Genomic DNA, 17,861 nt, shown 5'->3' on the forward strand with positions numbered 1-17,861 from the left:
TCGCTAATTAATTTATTGGTTTTCCCAGGCTTTTGGGGAAACCAAAGAGAGAATAAAAAATGTTAGAAAAATTCAATTTAGAAGGCAAAGTGGCCTTAGTAACTGGCGCTAAACGTGGCATTGGTAAAGGTATTGCATTGGGACTAGCAGAAGCTGGCGCTGACATTATCGCAGTATCAGCGAGTTTAGAACTTGAAGGTTCTGAAGTCGAAAAAGAAGTCAAAGCATTAGGTCGTAATTTTAAAGCGTACCAATGTGATTTTTCAGACCGTGATGCTCTGTACAAATTTATTGAACAAGTAAAAGCTGATTTTGACCAAATAGATATTTTGGTTAATAACGCAGGCACTATCCTACGTGCACCAGCTGCAGAACATGGCGATGACTTGTGGGATAAAGTGATTGACGTTAACTTAAACTCGCAGTTTGTACTTAGCCGCGAAATTGGCAAAGATATGGTTGAACGAGGCAGTGGTAAGATCATATTCACTGCATCTTTATTGACTTTCCAAGGTGGAATTACCGTACTTATGGTTATGCTGCAAGTAAAGGCGCAATTGGTCAGTTAGTTAAAGCATTAGCAAATGAATGGGCAGGTAAAGGCGTAAACGTAAATGCCATCGCACCTATAGTTATATTGACACTGACAATACTGAAGCATTACGCAATGATCCGATACGTTCAAAATCGATTTTAGATCGCATACCACAGGGTCGCTGGGGCACCCCAGATGACTTTAAAGGCCCAGCTGTGTTTTTATCGTCAGACGCAGCTTCTTATGTAAATGGTACCATCTTGTTAGTAGATGGCGGCTGGATGGGGAGATAATCCAATGCAATTTCAAAATAATGTAAATTTTATAAATGGCGAATACGTTGCGTCAAAAGTAACAGAAACGATCGATATCTTAAGCCCATCAACGGGTGAGAAAATTGGTGTTATCCCAAAAGGTTGCGCAGAAGACGCACAATTCGCGCTAGAAAACTCAGACGCTGCACAAAAGAAGTGGGCTAAGCTAACGGCGCGTAATCGTCAGAGTATATTACGTAACTTTGCGAATAAAATTCGTGAAAACAAAGATATTTTAGCGCCAATGATTGTTGCAGAGCAGGGTAAACTGTTATCGGTTGCTCAAATGGAAGTGGATGTTACTGCGACATTTATTGATTACGCCTGTGATAATGCATTGACTATCGAAGGTGACATTTTGCCTTCAGACAATGAACACGAAAAAATCTATATTCACAAGGTTCCTCGTGGTGTTGTTGTGGGAATTACCGCATGGAATTTCCCACTTGCTTTGGCGGGTCGTAAAATTGGTCCAGCCCTAATTACGGGTAATTCCATTATTGTCAAACCCACGCAGGAAACACCATTGGCGACAACCGAACTCGGTCGAATAGCAAATGAAGCTGGCATTCCAGCGGGAGTGTTAAACATTATAAATGGTTCAGGTTCAGTGGTGGGTCAGGCACTTTGTGAAAGTCCAATTACAAAAATGATCACCATGACAGGGTCAACGGTAGCAGGTAAGCAAATTTACAAAACCTCTGCAGAATATATGACACCTGTTATGCTGGAGTTAGGTGGTAAAGCACCTATGGTCGTTATGGCCGACGCCGACCTTGACCAAGCGGTTGAAGGCGCATTATGGGGACGTTTTGCTAACTGTGGACAAGTTTGTACTTGTGTTGAACGTTTGTATGTACAAGAAAGTGTCTATGACAAGTTTATGGCGAAGTTTTTACCTGCCGTTAAATCGCTCAAAGTGGGTGATCCGATGGACCCTGAAACACAAATGGGCCCTAAGTGTAATCAACGTGAAATTGAAAACATTGACCATATTGTTCAAGAAAGCGTTAAGCAAGGTGCAACCGTTGCCCTTGGCGGTAAAACGGCAAATGTCGATGGTTTTGAAGGTGGTTGTTGGTACGAACCAACGTTATTAGTTGACGTTGAACAAAGTAACATTGCCGTTCATGAAGAAACATTCGGTCCTGTTTTACCTATTATCAAAGTGAAAGATATGGACCAAGCTATTGAATACTGCAACGACAGTATTTATGGGTTAAGTGCTTACATTTACACGAAAAACTTCTTTGATATTCATAAAGCCATTAGCGATTTAGAAGTCGGTGAAGTTTATGTCAACCGCGGTATGGGTGAACAACATCAAGGTTTCCATAACGGTTGGAAACAATCTGGCTTTGGTGGAGAAGACGGTAAGTTTGGTCTTGAACAATATTTAGAGAAAAAGACTGTTTACCTTAAAGAAACCCCGTAAACCCATATGTTTTAAATTAAAAACTAGTCCTGTGTCTGCTCAGAACACTAAATCTGAGTCCTGTTGTTTTATAGCGATGTTAGCGAAAGCTACATCGCTTTTTTTGCCTGCAATTTATACTGGCCCATTGAACAAAATGGGCCAATAATAATTGAAGAAAAGCGAGTAAACAAAGGAGATTGCAGCAAAAACAACCCCGATTAAAACAACCCCTTTTAAAAAGAGGTAGCTAAACGCTGGTCTGTAATGGTCATCTTGTATGTGACCAATTAGTACGTCTCATTGGAAATCGTTACATTACCGCCTGACGTCCATGTTGTAAGTTTATCGTGCCACTCCTTAGTGTCCCAGCCTCGTTGTTCGGCACGGTAAATGGCATCTTTAATCATTCGAACAGCATCTGCTCGCTGGCGTTTGTCTTGCTGTTCATATGCAAGGGCCATTAAATATAGTATTTCGGGATTGTCACCATTTAAGTTCATTAGCGGTTGTAAGTAGGTTAACGCTGTTTTGGCATCGCGCAGTTTTGGGTCCGTAGCATTTAATTTAATATAGGCAGAGCGCTTTAACGCCAACTCATGACCCTGTTTCGCGGCGCGTTCTAGCCAAAAGTGTGCTTTGTGTTCATCAATCTCTATCCAAGGGCTAGTTAAACAGAGTTCACCGACCAAGTATTCGGCATTTGCGAGACCATTTTGGGCCGCTTTAATCAGCCAATGTGTAGCTTCTTTTATGTTTGTCTGTTCTCTATACATTTTGCTGCCTAGCACATATTGCGCCTCTGCTACGCCAGCGTCTGCTGACTGCCTAAGCAATGTTTCTACTTCGCCTGCTTGTCGTTTTATTCCGTCGAATGCCATTAAAACAACGGCATACAAATATTGATCTGATGGAGTTAGAAGGTCGTTTTTACGTTTGTTTGTGATGTGTCTAATCCCACTATATATTTTTTATAGTCTGTACGTAAGTCACTGACATTAAGGTGTTGCTGGGCTAGACCTAATCTAACCCGTTTAAAAAATGGTATTGTGGATTCGTTAAATATAGGTTTAGCAAATTTCACTTCTTTTAGTTGTCTCAATGCTCGACGAATAGAGCCATATTGTTGAATAACATCGATATGTCTTACGGTGCCGTCCGCAGCAATTGATAAATCCGCAATTAGCAAATAAGGGCTTTTTGGCTTCTCATCGAGGTATTACTTACATAGCTACTGCTAAACTCATCTGAAAAGTCAGAATCGACTGATAAATCTAAATCCTCCTCGTCAAGGATGTTGTCAATTATGTCATCTTCAATATCCAATAAATATGACTCGTCACCGTTTGAAAATTTAACTTTTTTGACAGATTATTGGTTATCAACTGGGGCAGAATATTGGTATTAATTGATTGTTTCCCATATATAGGCTCTAGTCGTTGTAACTGTTCGACGACGATTTGTTTGTCTTCTGGGGAAAGTTTGGCAGATAACAAATTTGCTAATTTTTTTGAGTTTTTAAAGTCATATTGCGCCGCTAATGTTAGCCAACTGATGACCATGTTTTTGTCTTGTTCAACGCCTAAACCCTGGTTGTATATCACGCCAAGAGTATGCAACGCTCTGGCATTGCCGGCCTGCGCCGCCGCTTTATATTCGGTAATGGCACTTTGATAATCACCGGATTCAAAGGCAATATCAGCGAGTTTTATGTTGGCATCAACTGGACCGGTCGCTACGATAAGTAAGGACACGAATAAAGTCTGAAATTTGGATAGCGTCATGAGTGTCCTAAGGACGGTAGTTTTGTTATCTGTTTAAAACAAATTACAACGGAAGAACCATAATTTAATATTGAGAATTGATAAATAATTTCTATTTTGGTTGGATCTAAATGTTTAACCAAAGAAGTTAGATTTTTGTTTTTTAACTTTCTATCAACTCAAAACTAAGCGTGTCGTTGTTAATGTAAACGTAAAGTTAGTGGTGTAGTATTGTTGTGTAACCCAGCAAAGAATACATCCAAGGGCTCTGATTTTATGCGTTTTTTCTACTTAATATTTGTTTTTTATTACTCGCTTTGCTCAGTGCATGTGGCACAGGTCAACACTTTAAAAATATCGAACAAGGGACAAGCCCAATCAATACATCAACACCGATTACATTAAAAGTGGCCACATTTAATGTCAGCATGGAAGCCACTAATTATGTAGAAAACAACCAAAAAGCCATGTCGAATGCAGCGTTGCGAACAGCCCTTAAGTCTGGACAACACCCACAGATAAAAAATATTGCTGAAATCGTGCAACGTGTTGCGCCCGATATAATACTGCTTAACGAATTTGATTACATTGCTGACAAGCAACAGGGCATTGCGTTATTTAAACAAAAATACCTAGAAGTTAGCCAGCAAGATCAGCAACCTATCCGTTACCCCTTTGTCTATCTGGCCCCGGTTAATACCGGTATGAAAACGCCTTTCCATCAGGATAAAAAAGTCGCTTAAGTCATTTTGGTTTTGGCAAGTACGAAGGTCAATATGGCATGGTTTTATTGTCAAAGTATCCAATTGGCCCCACTGAAGTCAGGACATTTCAGCATTTTCTTTGGAAAGATATGCCAAACCATTTGATGCCTAAAGAGACGGACGGTAATCATTGGTATCGTAAAAATGAAGTTGAGTTAATGCGTTTGTCGTCAAAGTCTCACTGGGATATTCCGGTAATGGTTTGTGGACAAACCGTTCGGGTTTTAGCCAGTCATCCGACGCCTCCTGTATTTGACGGACCAGAGGATAGGAATGGCCGCCGTAACCATGACGAACTGCGTTTTTGGGCAGATTACATTAACAATAGCAGCACAAGTTATCATTATGATGATAATGGCACTAAAGGGGGATTCCGGATAATTCTCCATTTGTTATTTTAGGGGACTTAAACGCAAGCCCAGTAGAAGGGGATGCATTTATAGCGCCATCTCGCAATTGCTAACGCATCCAAAAGTAAACAGTAAAATAATCCCAGAGTCAGAAGGGGGCGTGCTAAATCGCAATGCCAGCGAGTTCGCTGCAAATCATACAGCATCATGGGGGATAAGAGCTGATTACGTTTTGCCTTCCATTGATTTTAATGTGATGTCTAGTGGCGTATTTTGGCCAAAGCCGCAAAGCCCGTTATCGCGCCTAGTTTCAACTCGGGTAGCCTCTTCAGACCATAGATTGGTTTGGGTGACGCTGCAATTACCAGCCAAGACCAATGACTGTATAAGTAAAGATTAGAGCGTAGTTACTTGAACGAACATACTAAATTCATCGTTAAATAGGATATTTATGATTTCTCGTCGCCATTTTATGTTTGGTATCGCCGGCACTGCTTTTGCCGGACTAAGTTTAAGCTTGCTTGGCCGTAAGGTGAGCGCGCAAGTTACCAATCCTCCTCTCCCAACTTATTCTGGGTATGGCCCGTTACTTACTGATCCTAATCGACTTTTAGATTTACCAGAAGGCTTTAGTTATCAAGTGATTTCACAGTTCGAAGATCGAATGAGTGATGGCTTGCCTGTACCTGATCGAGCCGATGGAATGGGGTGCTTTAAACTTGATGACGAGCGGGTGGTATTAATCCGAAACCATGAACTGCATCCAAAACATTTCGACGATTTACCTGAAAAATCCAAAACCTACACCTCAGACAAAGCATACGATAGTTTTACTAACGGAATCGCTTTGTAAGGCGGGACAAGTAATTTAATTTATAATCTTAAAACTCAAAAGCTAGAACAGGAGTTTTTGAGTTTAATTGGCACAATTCGAAATTGTTCAGGCGGCATTACTCCTTGGGGCACTTGGTTATCATGCGAAGAGTCTGTCGCAAAGGCTGGGGACGATATTACACGCGACCATGGTTACATTTTTGAAGTCTCGGCTAACGCTACGGGTTTGGTAGAACCTAAACCGTTAAAAGAAATGGGACGTTTTAATCATGAAGCGGCTGCAGTCGACCCTCAAACTGGAATTGTTTATCTAACAGAGGACAGGGGGGACAGTTTGTTTTATCGCTTTATACCTAACGCACTTATAGCCAGTTGGATAAAGGTGGTCAGTTACAAGCAATGGTTGTCATGCACTTGCCTAAATTTGATAGCCGTAATTGGTCTAATTTAACTATGCCAATAGAGAAGTGGTTTGATGTTGAATGGATTAATATAAACAACCCAGAGGCACCTGAAGACGACTTGCGAATCCAAGGTTATGACAAAGGTGCAGCAGTCTTTGCAAGAGGTGAAGGTATACATTGGGGAGATCACGAATTGTATTTTTGCTGTACAAATGGTGGCTCACAAAAACTGGGGCAAATTATGCGTTATCAACCTTCAGTGCATGAAGGAACTAAGGATGAAGCCAAAAGCACTGGGCAAATTCAATTGTTTCTAGAGAGCACAGATGAGTCATTATATAATTTTGGTGACAATCTAACGGTTGCGCCAAATGGCCACTTAATCGTTTGTGAAGATCAATATACGGCAATAACGAGTAATCATTTACGCGGCGTTACACCAGACGGCAAAGTATATGACGTTGCGCGTATTCGAGTGCAAACCGAACCTGCAGGCGCTTGTTTTTCACCCGATGGCAGCACTTTGTTTGTTAATCTGTATTCACCGACACGAACTTTGGCAATAACCGGCCCTTGGCAGGCGTTTATAACGAGTTGATTTTATCCTAGTGAATATTGCTATGGGTAGTCTTTATCGGCTAATTAAAACGGAACTGCTCGAATGTACGGCTGGATTCAAATCTAAACATCAATCAATAAATTTAATTGCGTTATTTAAGCAACTCTAAATCCAATTGTTTTAGATAACCTTACGGCTTTAGAGTTAGTTAAATTGTAAACGAGTAGCCGTAACGATCGACTGCGCTAAAGCTTACCTTCAAAGTGTATTACACATTAGAGACGAGAATGACAACGTCGGATTATTAATTAGATAGACGAAAATCCAAATGATGGGGCATATCGATACGTTTATCCGTTACAACTTATGCAAATTGCTTCGCCCAGAAATACGTTACAACTAGGGGAAGAGATCATTCTTCAGTTGTTCTTTAGGTTGCTCTCGAACCTCAGGTAGTGGCAGGTGTGCAGGTGGCGGTGGTTCTGGCGGCAGTTAACCTTGATACTCAACTTAATGGCTTAATTGGCCGCTAAAAAATCCAGCCCTAAGGGCTGGATTTTATTGATGGTTAGATTAGAAACGGTAGGTTAAAGAAGCTTTAATCGTACGTCCTAACAATGGACGTGCAACGCCCGTGTAGTCACCATTTGAGAAAGACAAGCCACTTAGTATTGGAGAACCTTCTGTAAATGAATCGGCATCATTTAGGTTTGCAATGTGAATTTGCAGATCCATTTGCTCAGAAAATTCGTAGATACCACCTAAGTTCATTTGATAATAGGCTGGATATACAGTCACGTTGGTACTGTCATCAGTCGCAAAACGTTCTGAGTAATACATGAACTGGCTGTAGATCGATAATGGGATAGATTCAAAATCATATGATGGTCTGAAATTAACCAACAATTCAGATTGACGTCTTGGTCGTCTGCCTTCGGTTGTTGAAACATCGTATTGACGTTCGTCAAATACACCATCGCCATTTGTATCAACTTCTACGATCCCGTTTCTGATCTCATTATCTTGACTCAGTTGCGGATCTTGCCAAACGATACTGCCTTGTAAAGTCAAACCTTCCAGCGCTTCTGGAGAATAGGACGCTTCTAACTCTATCCCTATATTATCTAAGCTTCGGCGGAATACATCGCGTACCTTAGGGCAATTTGCTGGCGCAGGGATTGCCGTACAGGCGATACCATTACCAGTAGCACTAAGATCATCTAGCGTTGGACCTAGGTTTTCTTTTGCCGCAAAGTCGATGTAAAAGGCCGTTAAACTCACTGAGTTGACGGAATCTGCATAACGCAAACCACCTTCAACTTGTTTGATGTTTTCGACTTGATCACCACGTGCAACTTCGCCTGTTGTCGGATTTGTTGCAGGACCACCAAAGATATAATCTTCAAAGCCTGGTAAACGGAACGAGTCGGCAATGCTTAAGTACGTGGTGAAGTTTTCGTTGATGCGGTAGTTTGCACCAATTGTCCAACCTATATCATCGTAACTTTCAGATGCAAAACGTGGGGTACCGTCAGGCACATTAACAAAGTTATCTGCCAAGGTATCGCTAGTTGAACCGACAACGACATCTGCTGGGGTAAAGTCATTGGAACTGTTACTCAGGGTCAAATGAATTGGTTGTTAATCGGTCTACATCCAATTCTTGCCAACGAACACCAAGGTCGATTAATAAATCACCGTCTAAGAGCGTCATATGATCCAAAGCGTAAAACGCATTGGTTCTCATAGTGGCGTCCGCGCCAAGACCAAATATCGCAGGTTGATCTAAACCACCGCGAGTTATCGATGGACCAACTTGCTGTTCATTATTATCGACGGCGTATAAGTCAACTAGACGAGCACTTTCACCAATGTCACTCCAACCACTGGCAAATACAGAATAAACATCATAGGTGTAATGACTGGTGTAATAACCAAACGTTAATTCGTGAGAATTGTCACCGACTTCAAATTCTTTAGAAAGTTTAAAGTCAGCGATATTACTTGTCGCATCAACCTTGCCATAGACTGGAATGTTGTGTGCCAAAATGCTCGGCGCCTCTTCAGCACCAGTTAAATCGGTACCAGTCACGGTGTCAGAATAATAAGCTTTTACCCCAACAGCGTCGCTATAGGCATCTCCTAATACGCCAGTAAAACCTTGGATCCGGTTAAATTGATCATTGGTTAATCGAGATGTTTCAGCCGGTGGATCGTTAAATAAAGAGTAGAATCCATTGGAACCGGTTGTGGATCGAATCGAGGAAACAAAGCGCCAATCATTTTGTAAATCTTTGGAGATTTCAAGAGACAAAATATCAAATTTAGGGTTTATACCATTAGTAATGTCGAGTGGCAGTTGAGAGCCGTCGCTATTGTATAATTGATAAAAACTGGTTTGGTGTGACAATACCGTCCCATCTTGAAAATTAACGCCTAAACTGTTTACATCATTTGGATTAATTTCAAACGGATTGCTTTGAGTGCTTATAGCTCACGATTACTCTCTACTGAGTAAGGTATGTTTTGATAAAAATTGGTTTTATCGTTAATGCTGTGGGCTTGTAATTTAATTTGGGTTGTACCGTCATCGCTGGTATAAACTAGGTTCCCTCGGATTTGACCACCAGAATTACCGGTATAACCCGGATCACGGATACCATCTGCAACGCGATAAAAACCACCAACGGCAAACGTTAAGTTTTTATTAATTGGACCGGACACTAAAAAATTCGTTACGAACGTGGCCCCAATCGCCAACTTCTAACTTATAAGCGCCTTCAAACTCTTGACCACCAGTACGGGTAATATAGTTAACGGCTGCACCCAAAGCATTTGAATATAAAATGGCGCTAGGGCCACCCTTAACGGCTTCTACAGTTACCGTCATTAAGTCAGGTTTTATGAACACGTCATTATTCATAAATGGAGCTTCAGGCTCTTCATATGCTGGCAAACCATCAATTAAATTCGGAACATAACGATAACCACCAGCTTGTGGCAAACCTCGGACTAACACGTTGTTGTGGGACTCACCTGCTGTGCCACCTTCTGGAAAAAGCTAGGAATGTTACCGAGTAAGTCGGCGGCGCCATGAGGCGCTAACTTTTTAATGTCTTCTTCACTAATCGTGTTGATGGAAAAAGTCGCTTCCATTTTATGGGTGTTTTTTGTAACACCTGTGGATACGGTGATGACTTCGATTTCCTCATCTTTTTCTTTGTTCACATTTTCAGCAAATACATACCCTGATTGAGAGAGCAAAGTTAAAGAAATTATTCTGCTAAGTGTTTTTAATTTCATGTGTGTGTTCCGTTGATCAAGTTTTATTTTATAATTTTAGACTAAATGTACATCGATGGACATTGTGAGTCAAAAAAATTCGATGCTAACAAACATTGTATGTTCATCGCATCGGATCGTGATTGCTCTATTTGGCTATCGATGGACATTATGACACTTTTTATACAGTAGTTGTCAATAGTATTTTTAAAAAAGACAAAAAAGATGGTTTAATGCGCAGTTAGACATTAGGTATTGAATTTTAAATCTTTGTATCTTGTTGTAAATAATAAGAATTGTTTTTGTTGGTAAGGCGATTGGAGCCATCGGCGTATTTATAAAGTGAGAGTGGCGAACAACAATTTTGTCGCCACTCAGATGACACTGGAAAAGATTAAGCTGGCTGCTCGCTTAATTGCTTTTCGTTATTTTTTTGTCATCGGTTAAAATAACCCAAGAGACAATGGTGAAAAAGACCACCACACTGCCGAGTATTTTATAAGATAAGGTAAAGCCTATTGCGTCATACATCATTCCCGCGACCACAGACAAGATACTGGCAAATACTTGAGTGGAGAATAAAAAACCCACCAAATAGAGTGTTGAGGATAACCTTGCATCAAAAGTCGCAGAGATATATTTAAAAATGGCTATCAACATTATCGGTAATTCGGCGGCGTGCAAAAGCTTCATTGCCGATATTGAAATGGGATCCCAAGCGTAGCCTGACCCTATCATTCGTACGGCCATAATGACACCGGCTAATACAAGGCCGTTTTTAGCGCCAATTCGATTCACGATAAACGGGGCAATAAACATGCCTCCGGCTTCTAAAAATACTTGAAAAGAGTTTAAGTATCCAAACATCGCGTTGCCTTCAGCTTGGGTCGGAAATAAAGAGGCAAAATAGACTGGAAATTGCTGGTCATATACGGAATATACGCAGGTTACCCCCATTACATAGGTAGCAAATGCCCAGAATCGTTTCATTTTTAACAACCCAAAAGCATCTTGGATATTTAATGCCGACGCTTTATCGTCAATGAGATTTTCATCTTCGGCTTTTTCCGTGGGCTTAACCAAGGTTACGGAAACTAAGAAGATAATCGCACAACAAGATGCCAACCAGAAGTTAATATTAGGGTCTATATTAAACAGGGCACCTGCAAAAAATGTGGCGGTTGCCCAACCTATCGATCCCCACATTCGAGCTTTACCAAATTCGAACCCAGAAATCCGACTGACACGTTCGATAAAGGTTTCGGTCGCACCGACTCCGGCGGAAAAGGATAAACTGAAAAAGATGCCGCCAAGTATGACGCCTAAATAAAAATTAGAGGCCAAAAGAGGCGCATAGACATAAATAAAAAATGGTCCGCTGGCGATGAGTAAAACACCAACCCATTGCAACAGATATTTTTTAGCCCGAGTTTATCTTGAATAAAGCCATAAAAGGGCATGATGAATAATGCGGCCACGGCATTGAGGCTAAATATAATCCCCATATTTTCGCCATTTAATCCCGCGGCTTGATTGAGCCATATAGGAAATAATGAGAATGAAAATGACCAAGTTAAGAAGAAGGAAAAGAGTGCTAAGCTTAATAGCCAATAATTTCTATCTGAGTTTTTAAACATGTTGCTTCCTATTATTGGCCATTTGACGCTCAGAGCAGTGTAGCTACTGATCCTCTATCGACAAACTGACCGCTGATTTTATGAATTTTTGCTTGTTTAATTTTGGCGATTGCCAATTTTGCTGCCTCTTGTCCCATGGCAAAATATGGCAAGCTCACCGTGCTTAATTTGGGTAATAGATTTTCTGAAATTAGGCGATAATTATCGTAACCGACGATGGAGATCTGTTGTGGGATCTGATACCCCATCACGCCACGTACTAACATATAAGTTCGCATTGCCATTTTATCGTTACCACACATTAGAGCGGAAGGCGGGTTTGGCAAGGAGAGTAAGTCTTTAAGTACTTGCTCTAGTTGTGCAAACTCGTCAGACTCATTTTCAATAACTCCTATCCGAATAAGGGTAGGGTCGTATGCGATTTGGTGATCGGATAAAGCCTGTTTATAACCTTGGTGACGTAATTGGGAGGCCTTCATATCTTCAAAAAGTCGAAGTTCTGCGATCCGGGTGTGCCCTTTATTAATGAGGTGGACGGCCGCGTCATATCCACCTTGGTAGTCATCAGGGATAATCGTCGGGTGTAACGTTTGTTGTTCAAAACAGTTGACCAAAATAAGTGGCGTATTTTTGAAGGCCTGCTCTATTTTCACTTCTTTGTGGAAAACCGTCGCTAATATGATGGCCTGTGAGCGATGACGTTTAAAGTCGTCAACCAACCGCTCAAAGTTTTCTGGTTTACCTGCCATTTCGCCAATTAATAATTGTTTACCATGTTGGTCACAAATGTTTTGGATCCCGGCGACGATTTCATAGGAGTCTGGTGTTGTCGTCAAATTGTCGGTAATTAAACTTACGATCCCAGCTTCGACTCCACGTAGCGCTTGAGCAGCCGCAGAAGGTGCATAGTCGAGCTCCTTCATTGCATTGGTTACTTTTTCTTTGGTCTTGGCACTCACCCCTTCAAATCCGCCTAAGATCCGAGAGACAGTCTTTATCGACACATTGGCTTTTTCTGCTACGTCTTTAATTGAAGTCATAAAAATTCTTTTGTTTATCAGTATATGAGTACTGATTATCTACTTCCTAATCTGTTACGACAATTTAAATTTTGGATTAATTCTTGACAAAGGCTAGCATTGTAAAATTATAATGTCCATCGTTAGTCAAAAATAGTTTCACACCATTAGGTCAAATGAGAGGAAAAGTTTTACCGCTAAAATGTGTGCATTTAGTGCGGTGAAAATGAGAATTTTTATGAAAAACACTGAAGAAAAACAATTCACTGAACAGTGGCGACCACTGAACCATTTTACGCCACAAGAAAATTGGATGAATGATCCTAATGGCTTAGTGTATTACGACGGGCTCTATCATTTATTTTACCAGCACAACCCTAAGGCACATGTATGGGGCAATATGAGTTGGGGTCATGCTGTGTCAACTGACTTGTTGAATTGGCAGGAAAAACCCGTTGCTTTGTTACCAGATGTCAACGAAAACAAACAAGGATTAGGTTACATCTTTTCCGGTAGCGTGGTGGTCGATTGGAATAATACGTCGGGATTTCAGCAAGGTGAACATCCTCCATTAGTTGCGATTTTCACTCATCATTCTGAACAAGCGGTTCAGTGCCAAAGTATCGCTTACAGTAATGACGCAGGTGAGACTTGGACTAAATTTGAAGGTAACCCCGTTATCGAAAATCCAGGTATTAGAGACTTCAGGGATCCAAAAGTGTTTTGGCATCAAGAGTCAAAACAATGGGTCATGGTATTGGCGGCTGGCCAAGTTGTGAAACTGTTTGGTTCGACGGATTTAAAATCGTGGCAGTTTTTATCTGATTTTGGTGAAGATGTAGGAAGCCATGCTGGAGAATGGGAATGCCCCGACCTGTTTCAATTGACCACCGAAGATGGTGAGACAAAATGGGTATTGATCGTCAGCATCAACCCCGGTGGACCTAATGGCGGTTGTGGCACGCAATACTTTGTTGGCGAATTTAACGGCAACAGATTTGAGACGGATCACGATAATGTGAAATGGTTCGACTATGGACCGGATAATTATGCCGGCGTAACGTTTGACGGCCTACAGCGAGTCGATGGTCGACGGATCATGATCGGTTGGATGTCAAATTGGACCTATGCCGGAGATTTACCGACCTACCCGTGGAGCGGTGCTATGGCGTTACCAAGAGAGTTAACTCTTCTTAGCACATCAAATGGACATTTGCTTGCTAATAAGCCGGTGAACCAATATCAAAATTCGATGGTAGAGGTCACCCGGAATAAAAGCACCTAGAGCGATTTCGGCGTACCTTCCACAAGAGTCTGTCGTCAATATTGAGTTTAACGTATCGACTAGTGCGCCGAGCAAAACAACTTGGGAGTTAACTAACGTCGATGGCGAAAAAGTGATCATCAAATACAACCCATTGCGCAAGCTACTGACAGTCGATCGTCGAAATGCCGGTTTTGACATTAAAATTTGGACGATGCCAATAATTGAGGCGCCGGTATTGCCGCACAACGATCAAATATCGGGGCAAATGATTTTAGACAAATCTTCGTTAGAAATATTTTGGGGAGATGGTACCACGTCAGTTACCGCATTACTGTTCCCGTCTAGTCCTTTTGATACGCTCGTCATGCAGTCGCAATGTGACTCTGAGAAGTCGATTATCATCAGCAAAGTAGGGCAAAAATGATGAGGAATAAAGTTGCGGTATTTGGTGAAGCGCTTTTTGATTTATTGCAACAATCTAATGGTGATTATCGTCCATTTGTTGGAGGGTCACCGTTTAATGTTGCTCGGAGTTTTGCGAAGCAAGGTTTAGATTGTTGTTATTTGTCGCGCATCGGAAATGACGATTTAGGAAGTCAAATCATGCATGCGGCGCAACTAGATGGGATCCAGCTCCCGGAAAATAATCGTTCGGACAAACCCACCTCTTTAGCGCTGGTTTATAAAGATGAGAATGGGCACCCGAGCTATCAACTTTACCGTAAATCTGTTGCTGATCTGGATATGACCGCAGAGCAATTGTTAGCGATTATACCAGCGGACGTTGAGGTATTTCATACAGGATCACTGGCCTTGGTTCCAGAGATGATAGATGTGTTAACGCCAGTTTTAATTAAATTGAAAAATCGCGGGGTGAAGATCAGCATCGACATTAATGTACGACTAGGGGTTGAATTAGATCATAGCCAATATGTCGGAGCGATATGGCAGTTTATTGCGTTAGCTGACATCGTGAAAGTTAGTGATGAAGATCTACATCTGATGGGTCTGCAAGATGATCCAATATATCATGCCGCAGAATTGTTAAGTGTGATGAACGACGGTATTGTCGCGTTAACATTGGGTGAACAGGGGGCATTTATCATCACCGATGGGTTAACGGTACAACAAGACATCATTCCAACCCGTTCTTTTGGTGATGCTGTAGGGGCAGGCGATACGTTTTTTCTGCATTAGTTTCTGAGTTGCTACGTAACAACGCACTGCATCGTTTTGCCGAAAAAGAACAACTGCAACAGGGCTTGTTATTTGGCGCTATGGCTGCGTCGTTAAACGTCAGTGAAATCGGCTGCCACCCCCATCACAACAGCAAGTATTAAACGCATTAGCCCTTCTTTAGGTATGGATATAGGTATTATGATGACTACAACGCTTCGATTTTTTGCCAATTTATTGGCACTGCATGCATTTCTCGCAGTAATTTTTTTTAGTGAAAGAGCGCTTGCCAACAGCGTATTACTGACGGAAAACTTTGACAATTTAGCAAAAAGTAACGTTAAGTTATTCACTCAATTTGAGCAACCAGATAGCGTCGCGGGGGTAACAGGCAGGGCATGGCGTACTGACGGTTTTTACAGTTGGGGCGAAGCTTCAGTCTCGCTTCAGGGAGTAAATAGTTTTACATTTTCCACTTGGGTTGCGCTTGAAAGTTATCCTTCTGATTTGGAAGTGACCGCAGATAAATTAACGCCATCTGCGATAGTAAATCAACGTATCGGTGATTTAGGGTTTGAAGTTTACCTCGATACGTTTGGTCGCTGGGGGTTATGGCTTGCGACCAGTAAAGGACCGGTGAACATAAAGGCAACAGAGCCGTTCCCACTTTATCAATGGAATCATTTGGCGTTTTCATTAAACGACAAGACTAAGACGGTAAGTCTTTACCTAAATGACACGTTACTTGGTAAAGCTCAAATGCCTTCTTTCGGTCAATTTACGCCAGCCAATACACCACTTTTGTTGGCCAAAAGTCATCAAGAAGTCGAGTTATTAAACTTTACCATTAATCGCATTAATGGCGCCTTTGACAACATATTGTTGACCACTGAAGTATTTTCGCTAGAGAAGATAACTCAAATGTATCTCACAGCCGATTTGAGTGTTGTTGACGCAGAAAATGCTTTGTCAGTACCATCATCTCGATTTGCTCTAGATCATTTAAGACCACGTTACCACCCTATGCCGCCAGCAAATTGGACCAATGAACCCCACGGTTTAGTCCGGAAAAATGAATTGTGGCACATGTTTTATCAACGGACGCCAAATGGCCCCTTTAAGACTCAGATGCACTGGGGACACATGGTGAGTGATGATTTGGTAACTTGGACGGACTACCCCGACGCTCTAAGGCCTGAGATAAACCAAGCTGGATTTGGTTATGACATGAAAGGTATTTGGTCTGGAGATGTCGTCGTTGACGGTGAGCAGGCATATGCATTTTACACCAGTGTTAACCATTCGGATCGTTTAACATCCGCCAACCCTAGTGTATCCGTGGCCATGAGTCTAGATCCCAATTTAATTGAATGGCAAAAAGTTGGGCCCATTATCAATACGCAACATGTCGAAGACTTTCGTGACCCTTACCTTTGGCAGGAAAATGGTAACTGGCATATGCTCATTGGTGCAGCCTACAAAAATTATGGTGGATTAGATTATTACATCGCGGATAAGTTGGGGCCTAACGTCAAATGGCAGCACCAAAGCAACTTTAGCAGTTTGCCATACCAAACGATGGATATTGGCTCGATCATTTGGGAAATGCCTGTATTTGAGGCGCTAACCGAAGATGTGTACGTGTTAGTTGTGAACCCAATTGGCGGCACAATTGAAAAGTATGGAGACCCGGCGACACGAGGAGTCTATTGGACAGGGACTTGGAAAAACGGTCAATTTCAACCTCATTATACCAAGCCTAAAATGTTAGATGTTATCGTTGGTCATCTATCGCCAACGGTTGCTCGTGGTGAAGATGGCGCTATTAGAGCGATAGGCATTGTCGATGAACGACGCACTGCCCAAGCGCAAGAAAACGCAGGGTGGACACATACGTTTAGTTTTCCACGTCGCTGGTTTTTGAGTCAGAACCGACTAGCGTTGGGGCAGGCTCCAGCCCCTGAGTTAGTCCAGTTACGTGATAAGTTGCAGTTTAATCTACAAAAGGTCTTGATCTCGCCAGAGCCGATTTTTGTGTCATCAGAACTAAAAGCTTACGAGCTCTATATTAAAGGCCAGGCTGTTGAGTGACAACAGCTTGAAAATCGACGTATTGAGCAGTAGCGATGGCACAGAACAAACATCCATTGTGATTGATGGGGAAACGGGTAAAGTCACATTGGATAAAAGTCGTTCTAGTTTAGCTGGTGAAGACGAAGGGCCTCAGATCTTAACGGGACATTATTCTAAACAAGATTTTGGCACAATTGAGTCCGTACGAGTTTTTGTTGATGGGTCAGTCGTAGACGTGTTTATTAATGACGCGGCCGCTTTTTCGGTTCGAAGTTATCCTTCAAAACGAGATAGTGATTTAGTCAAAGTGTCGTCAACGTCAACATTCAGTTTAGAAAACCTGAAATTATGGTCTTTCCAACCAGATGTTCGGAAATTGTCGATCACTGGAAAAAATAAGTAGATGTGTTACTTAATCGAATAGCCGCTTAATGCCGTTCGACTTAGTGAGTAGGTCAATGTGCTCTGCA

The 17,861-nt window shown here is 41.7% G+C and carries 18 protein-coding genes and 3 pseudogenes; 11 read left to right on the forward strand and 10 right to left on the reverse strand.

What is annotated here, in order from left to right:
* The first annotated feature begins 59 nt into the window (after positions 1–59).
* Both PN838_RS00395 and aldA read left to right on the forward strand, forming a co-directional pair.
* A pseudogene (locus PN838_RS00395) lies at positions 60–828 on the forward strand (2,5-didehydro-3-deoxy-L-galactonate 5-reductase).
* 4 nt (positions 829–832) lie between these two features.
* Positions 833–2,284, forward strand: coding sequence for an aldehyde dehydrogenase (aldA, locus tag PN838_RS00400; protein ID WP_215964907.1), 1,452 nt, complete (start codon positions 833–835; stop codon positions 2,282–2,284).
* Between the two features lie 269 nt (positions 2,285–2,553).
* On the opposite strand, the gene PN838_RS00405 is transcribed toward aldA, so the two are convergent.
* The 3 genes from PN838_RS00405 to PN838_RS00415 form a co-directional block, all read right to left on the reverse strand.
* Complete coding sequence (locus PN838_RS00405; protein WP_272179410.1) at positions 2,554–3,144, reverse strand: tetratricopeptide repeat protein; 591 nt, start codon at positions 3,142–3,144, stop codon at positions 2,554–2,556.
* A 35-nt stretch (positions 3,145–3,179) separates the two neighbouring features.
* Entirely contained in the window at positions 3,180–3,452 is a 273-nt protein-coding gene (locus PN838_RS00410; RefSeq protein WP_272179411.1) for a hypothetical protein, read from the reverse strand.
* Between the two features lie 115 nt (positions 3,453–3,567).
* A complete protein-coding gene (locus PN838_RS00415; protein ID WP_272179412.1) occupies positions 3,568–4,017 on the reverse strand; it encodes an SEL1-like repeat protein in 450 nt (149 codons plus the stop codon).
* A gap of 326 nt (positions 4,018–4,343) precedes the next feature.
* On the opposite strand from PN838_RS00415, the gene PN838_RS25840 reads away from it, so the two are divergent.
* The 4 genes and pseudogenes from PN838_RS25840 to PN838_RS00425 all read left to right on the forward strand — a co-directional run bounded on the left by PN838_RS25840 (position 4,344) and on the right by PN838_RS00425 (position 6,976).
* Positions 4,344–4,769, forward strand: a complete 426-nt coding sequence (locus tag PN838_RS25840; RefSeq protein ID WP_334313240.1) for an endonuclease/exonuclease/phosphatase family protein — start codon at positions 4,344–4,346, stop codon at positions 4,767–4,769.
* A 38-nt stretch (positions 4,770–4,807) separates the two neighbouring features.
* Entirely contained in the window at positions 4,808–5,191 is a 384-nt protein-coding gene (locus tag PN838_RS25845; protein ID WP_334313241.1) for a hypothetical protein, read from the forward strand.
* A gap of 55 nt (positions 5,192–5,246) precedes the next feature.
* Entirely contained in the window at positions 5,247–5,540 is a 294-nt protein-coding gene (locus PN838_RS25850) for a hypothetical protein (protein WP_334313242.1), read from the forward strand.
* A 51-nt stretch (positions 5,541–5,591) separates the two neighbouring features.
* Positions 5,592–6,976, forward strand: a pseudogene (locus PN838_RS00425) (alkaline phosphatase PhoX).
* Between the two features lie 534 nt (positions 6,977–7,510).
* Here PN838_RS00425 and PN838_RS00430 read toward each other — a convergent pair.
* From PN838_RS00430 to PN838_RS00465, 7 genes and pseudogenes are all read right to left on the reverse strand, one after another.
* A complete protein-coding gene (locus PN838_RS00430) occupies positions 7,511–8,566 on the reverse strand; it encodes a TonB-dependent receptor domain-containing protein (protein WP_272179413.1) in 1,056 nt (351 codons plus the stop codon).
* The gene (locus PN838_RS00435; RefSeq protein WP_272179414.1) at positions 8,553–9,347 is read right to left on the reverse strand and encodes a hypothetical protein; all 795 of its coding nucleotides are present in this window, start codon (positions 9,345–9,347) and stop codon (positions 8,553–8,555) included. Before PN838_RS00435 ends, PN838_RS00430 begins: the two co-directional genes overlap by 14 nt.
* A gap of 77 nt (positions 9,348–9,424) precedes the next feature.
* On the reverse strand, positions 9,425–9,661 hold the full coding sequence (locus PN838_RS00440) for a hypothetical protein (RefSeq protein ID WP_272179415.1): 237 nt from the start codon (positions 9,659–9,661) through the stop codon (positions 9,425–9,427).
* Positions 9,645–9,956: a hypothetical protein gene (locus PN838_RS00445; protein ID WP_272179416.1), complete on the reverse strand. Its 312-nt coding sequence runs from the start codon at positions 9,954–9,956 to the stop codon at positions 9,645–9,647. The genes PN838_RS00440 and PN838_RS00445 overlap by 17 nt, the downstream gene beginning before the upstream one ends.
* Positions 9,950–10,165, reverse strand: coding sequence for a hypothetical protein (locus tag PN838_RS00450; RefSeq protein WP_272179417.1), 216 nt, complete (start codon positions 10,163–10,165; stop codon positions 9,950–9,952). Before PN838_RS00450 ends, PN838_RS00445 begins: the two co-directional genes overlap by 7 nt.
* A gap of 465 nt (positions 10,166–10,630) precedes the next feature.
* Positions 10,631–11,856: pseudogene (locus tag PN838_RS00455) on the reverse strand (MFS transporter).
* 29 nt (positions 11,857–11,885) lie between these two features.
* Positions 11,886–12,896 carry a LacI family DNA-binding transcriptional regulator gene (locus PN838_RS00465; RefSeq protein ID WP_215964913.1) on the reverse strand — a complete coding sequence of 337 codons (1,011 nt, stop codon included), beginning with the start codon at positions 12,894–12,896 and terminating at the stop codon, positions 11,886–11,888.
* A 217-nt stretch (positions 12,897–13,113) separates the two neighbouring features.
* Here PN838_RS00465 and PN838_RS00470 point away from each other — a divergent pair, with 217 nt between their 5' ends.
* The 5 genes from PN838_RS00470 (at position 13,114) to PN838_RS00490 (ending at position 17,794) form a co-directional block, all read left to right on the forward strand.
* A complete protein-coding gene (locus PN838_RS00470) occupies positions 13,114–14,160 on the forward strand; it encodes a glycoside hydrolase family 32 protein (protein WP_272179420.1) in 1,047 nt (348 codons plus the stop codon).
* A 40-nt stretch (positions 14,161–14,200) separates the two neighbouring features.
* Complete coding sequence (locus tag PN838_RS00475) at positions 14,201–14,566, forward strand: GH32 C-terminal domain-containing protein (protein WP_272182475.1); 366 nt, start codon at positions 14,201–14,203, stop codon at positions 14,564–14,566.
* Complete coding sequence (locus tag PN838_RS00480; RefSeq protein WP_272179421.1) at positions 14,563–15,339, forward strand: PfkB family carbohydrate kinase; 777 nt, start codon at positions 14,563–14,565, stop codon at positions 15,337–15,339. Before PN838_RS00475 ends, PN838_RS00480 begins: the two co-directional genes overlap by 4 nt.
* Positions 15,340–15,441: 102 nt before the next feature.
* Positions 15,442–17,409 (forward strand): LamG-like jellyroll fold domain-containing protein, encoded by a 1,968-nt coding sequence (locus PN838_RS00485; RefSeq protein ID WP_272179422.1) that lies wholly within the window; start codon positions 15,442–15,444, stop codon positions 17,407–17,409.
* Positions 17,402–17,794, forward strand: a complete 393-nt coding sequence (locus PN838_RS00490; RefSeq protein WP_272179423.1) for a GH32 C-terminal domain-containing protein — start codon at positions 17,402–17,404, stop codon at positions 17,792–17,794. Before PN838_RS00485 ends, PN838_RS00490 begins: the two co-directional genes overlap by 8 nt.
* Positions 17,795–17,861: the final 67 nt, after the last annotated feature.

The sequence above is a fragment of the Psychrosphaera algicola genome (genome assembly GCF_028401425.1).
Classification (GTDB): Bacteria; Pseudomonadota; Gammaproteobacteria; order Enterobacterales; family Alteromonadaceae; genus Psychrosphaera; species Psychrosphaera algicola.

Bases quoted from the DNA above. Each gene is read 5' to 3' on its own strand.
- aldA (WP_215964907.1), top strand. From the start codon at position 833: ATGCAATTTCAAAATAATGTAAATTTTATAAATGGCGAATACGTTGCG.
- PN838_RS00405 (WP_272179410.1), bottom strand. From the start codon at position 3,144: ATGGCATTCGACGGAATAAAACGACAAGCAGGCGAAGTAGAAACATTG.
- PN838_RS25845 (WP_334313241.1), top strand. From the start codon at position 4,808: ATGGTTTTATTGTCAAAGTATCCAATTGGCCCCACTGAAGTCAGGACA.
- PN838_RS00465 (WP_215964913.1), bottom strand. From the start codon at position 12,896: ATGACTTCAATTAAAGACGTAGCAGAAAAAGCCAATGTGTCGATAAAG.
- PN838_RS00470 (WP_272179420.1), top strand. From the start codon at position 13,114: ATGAAAAACACTGAAGAAAAACAATTCACTGAACAGTGGCGACCACTG.
- PN838_RS00480 (WP_272179421.1), top strand. From the start codon at position 14,563: ATGATGAGGAATAAAGTTGCGGTATTTGGTGAAGCGCTTTTTGATTTA.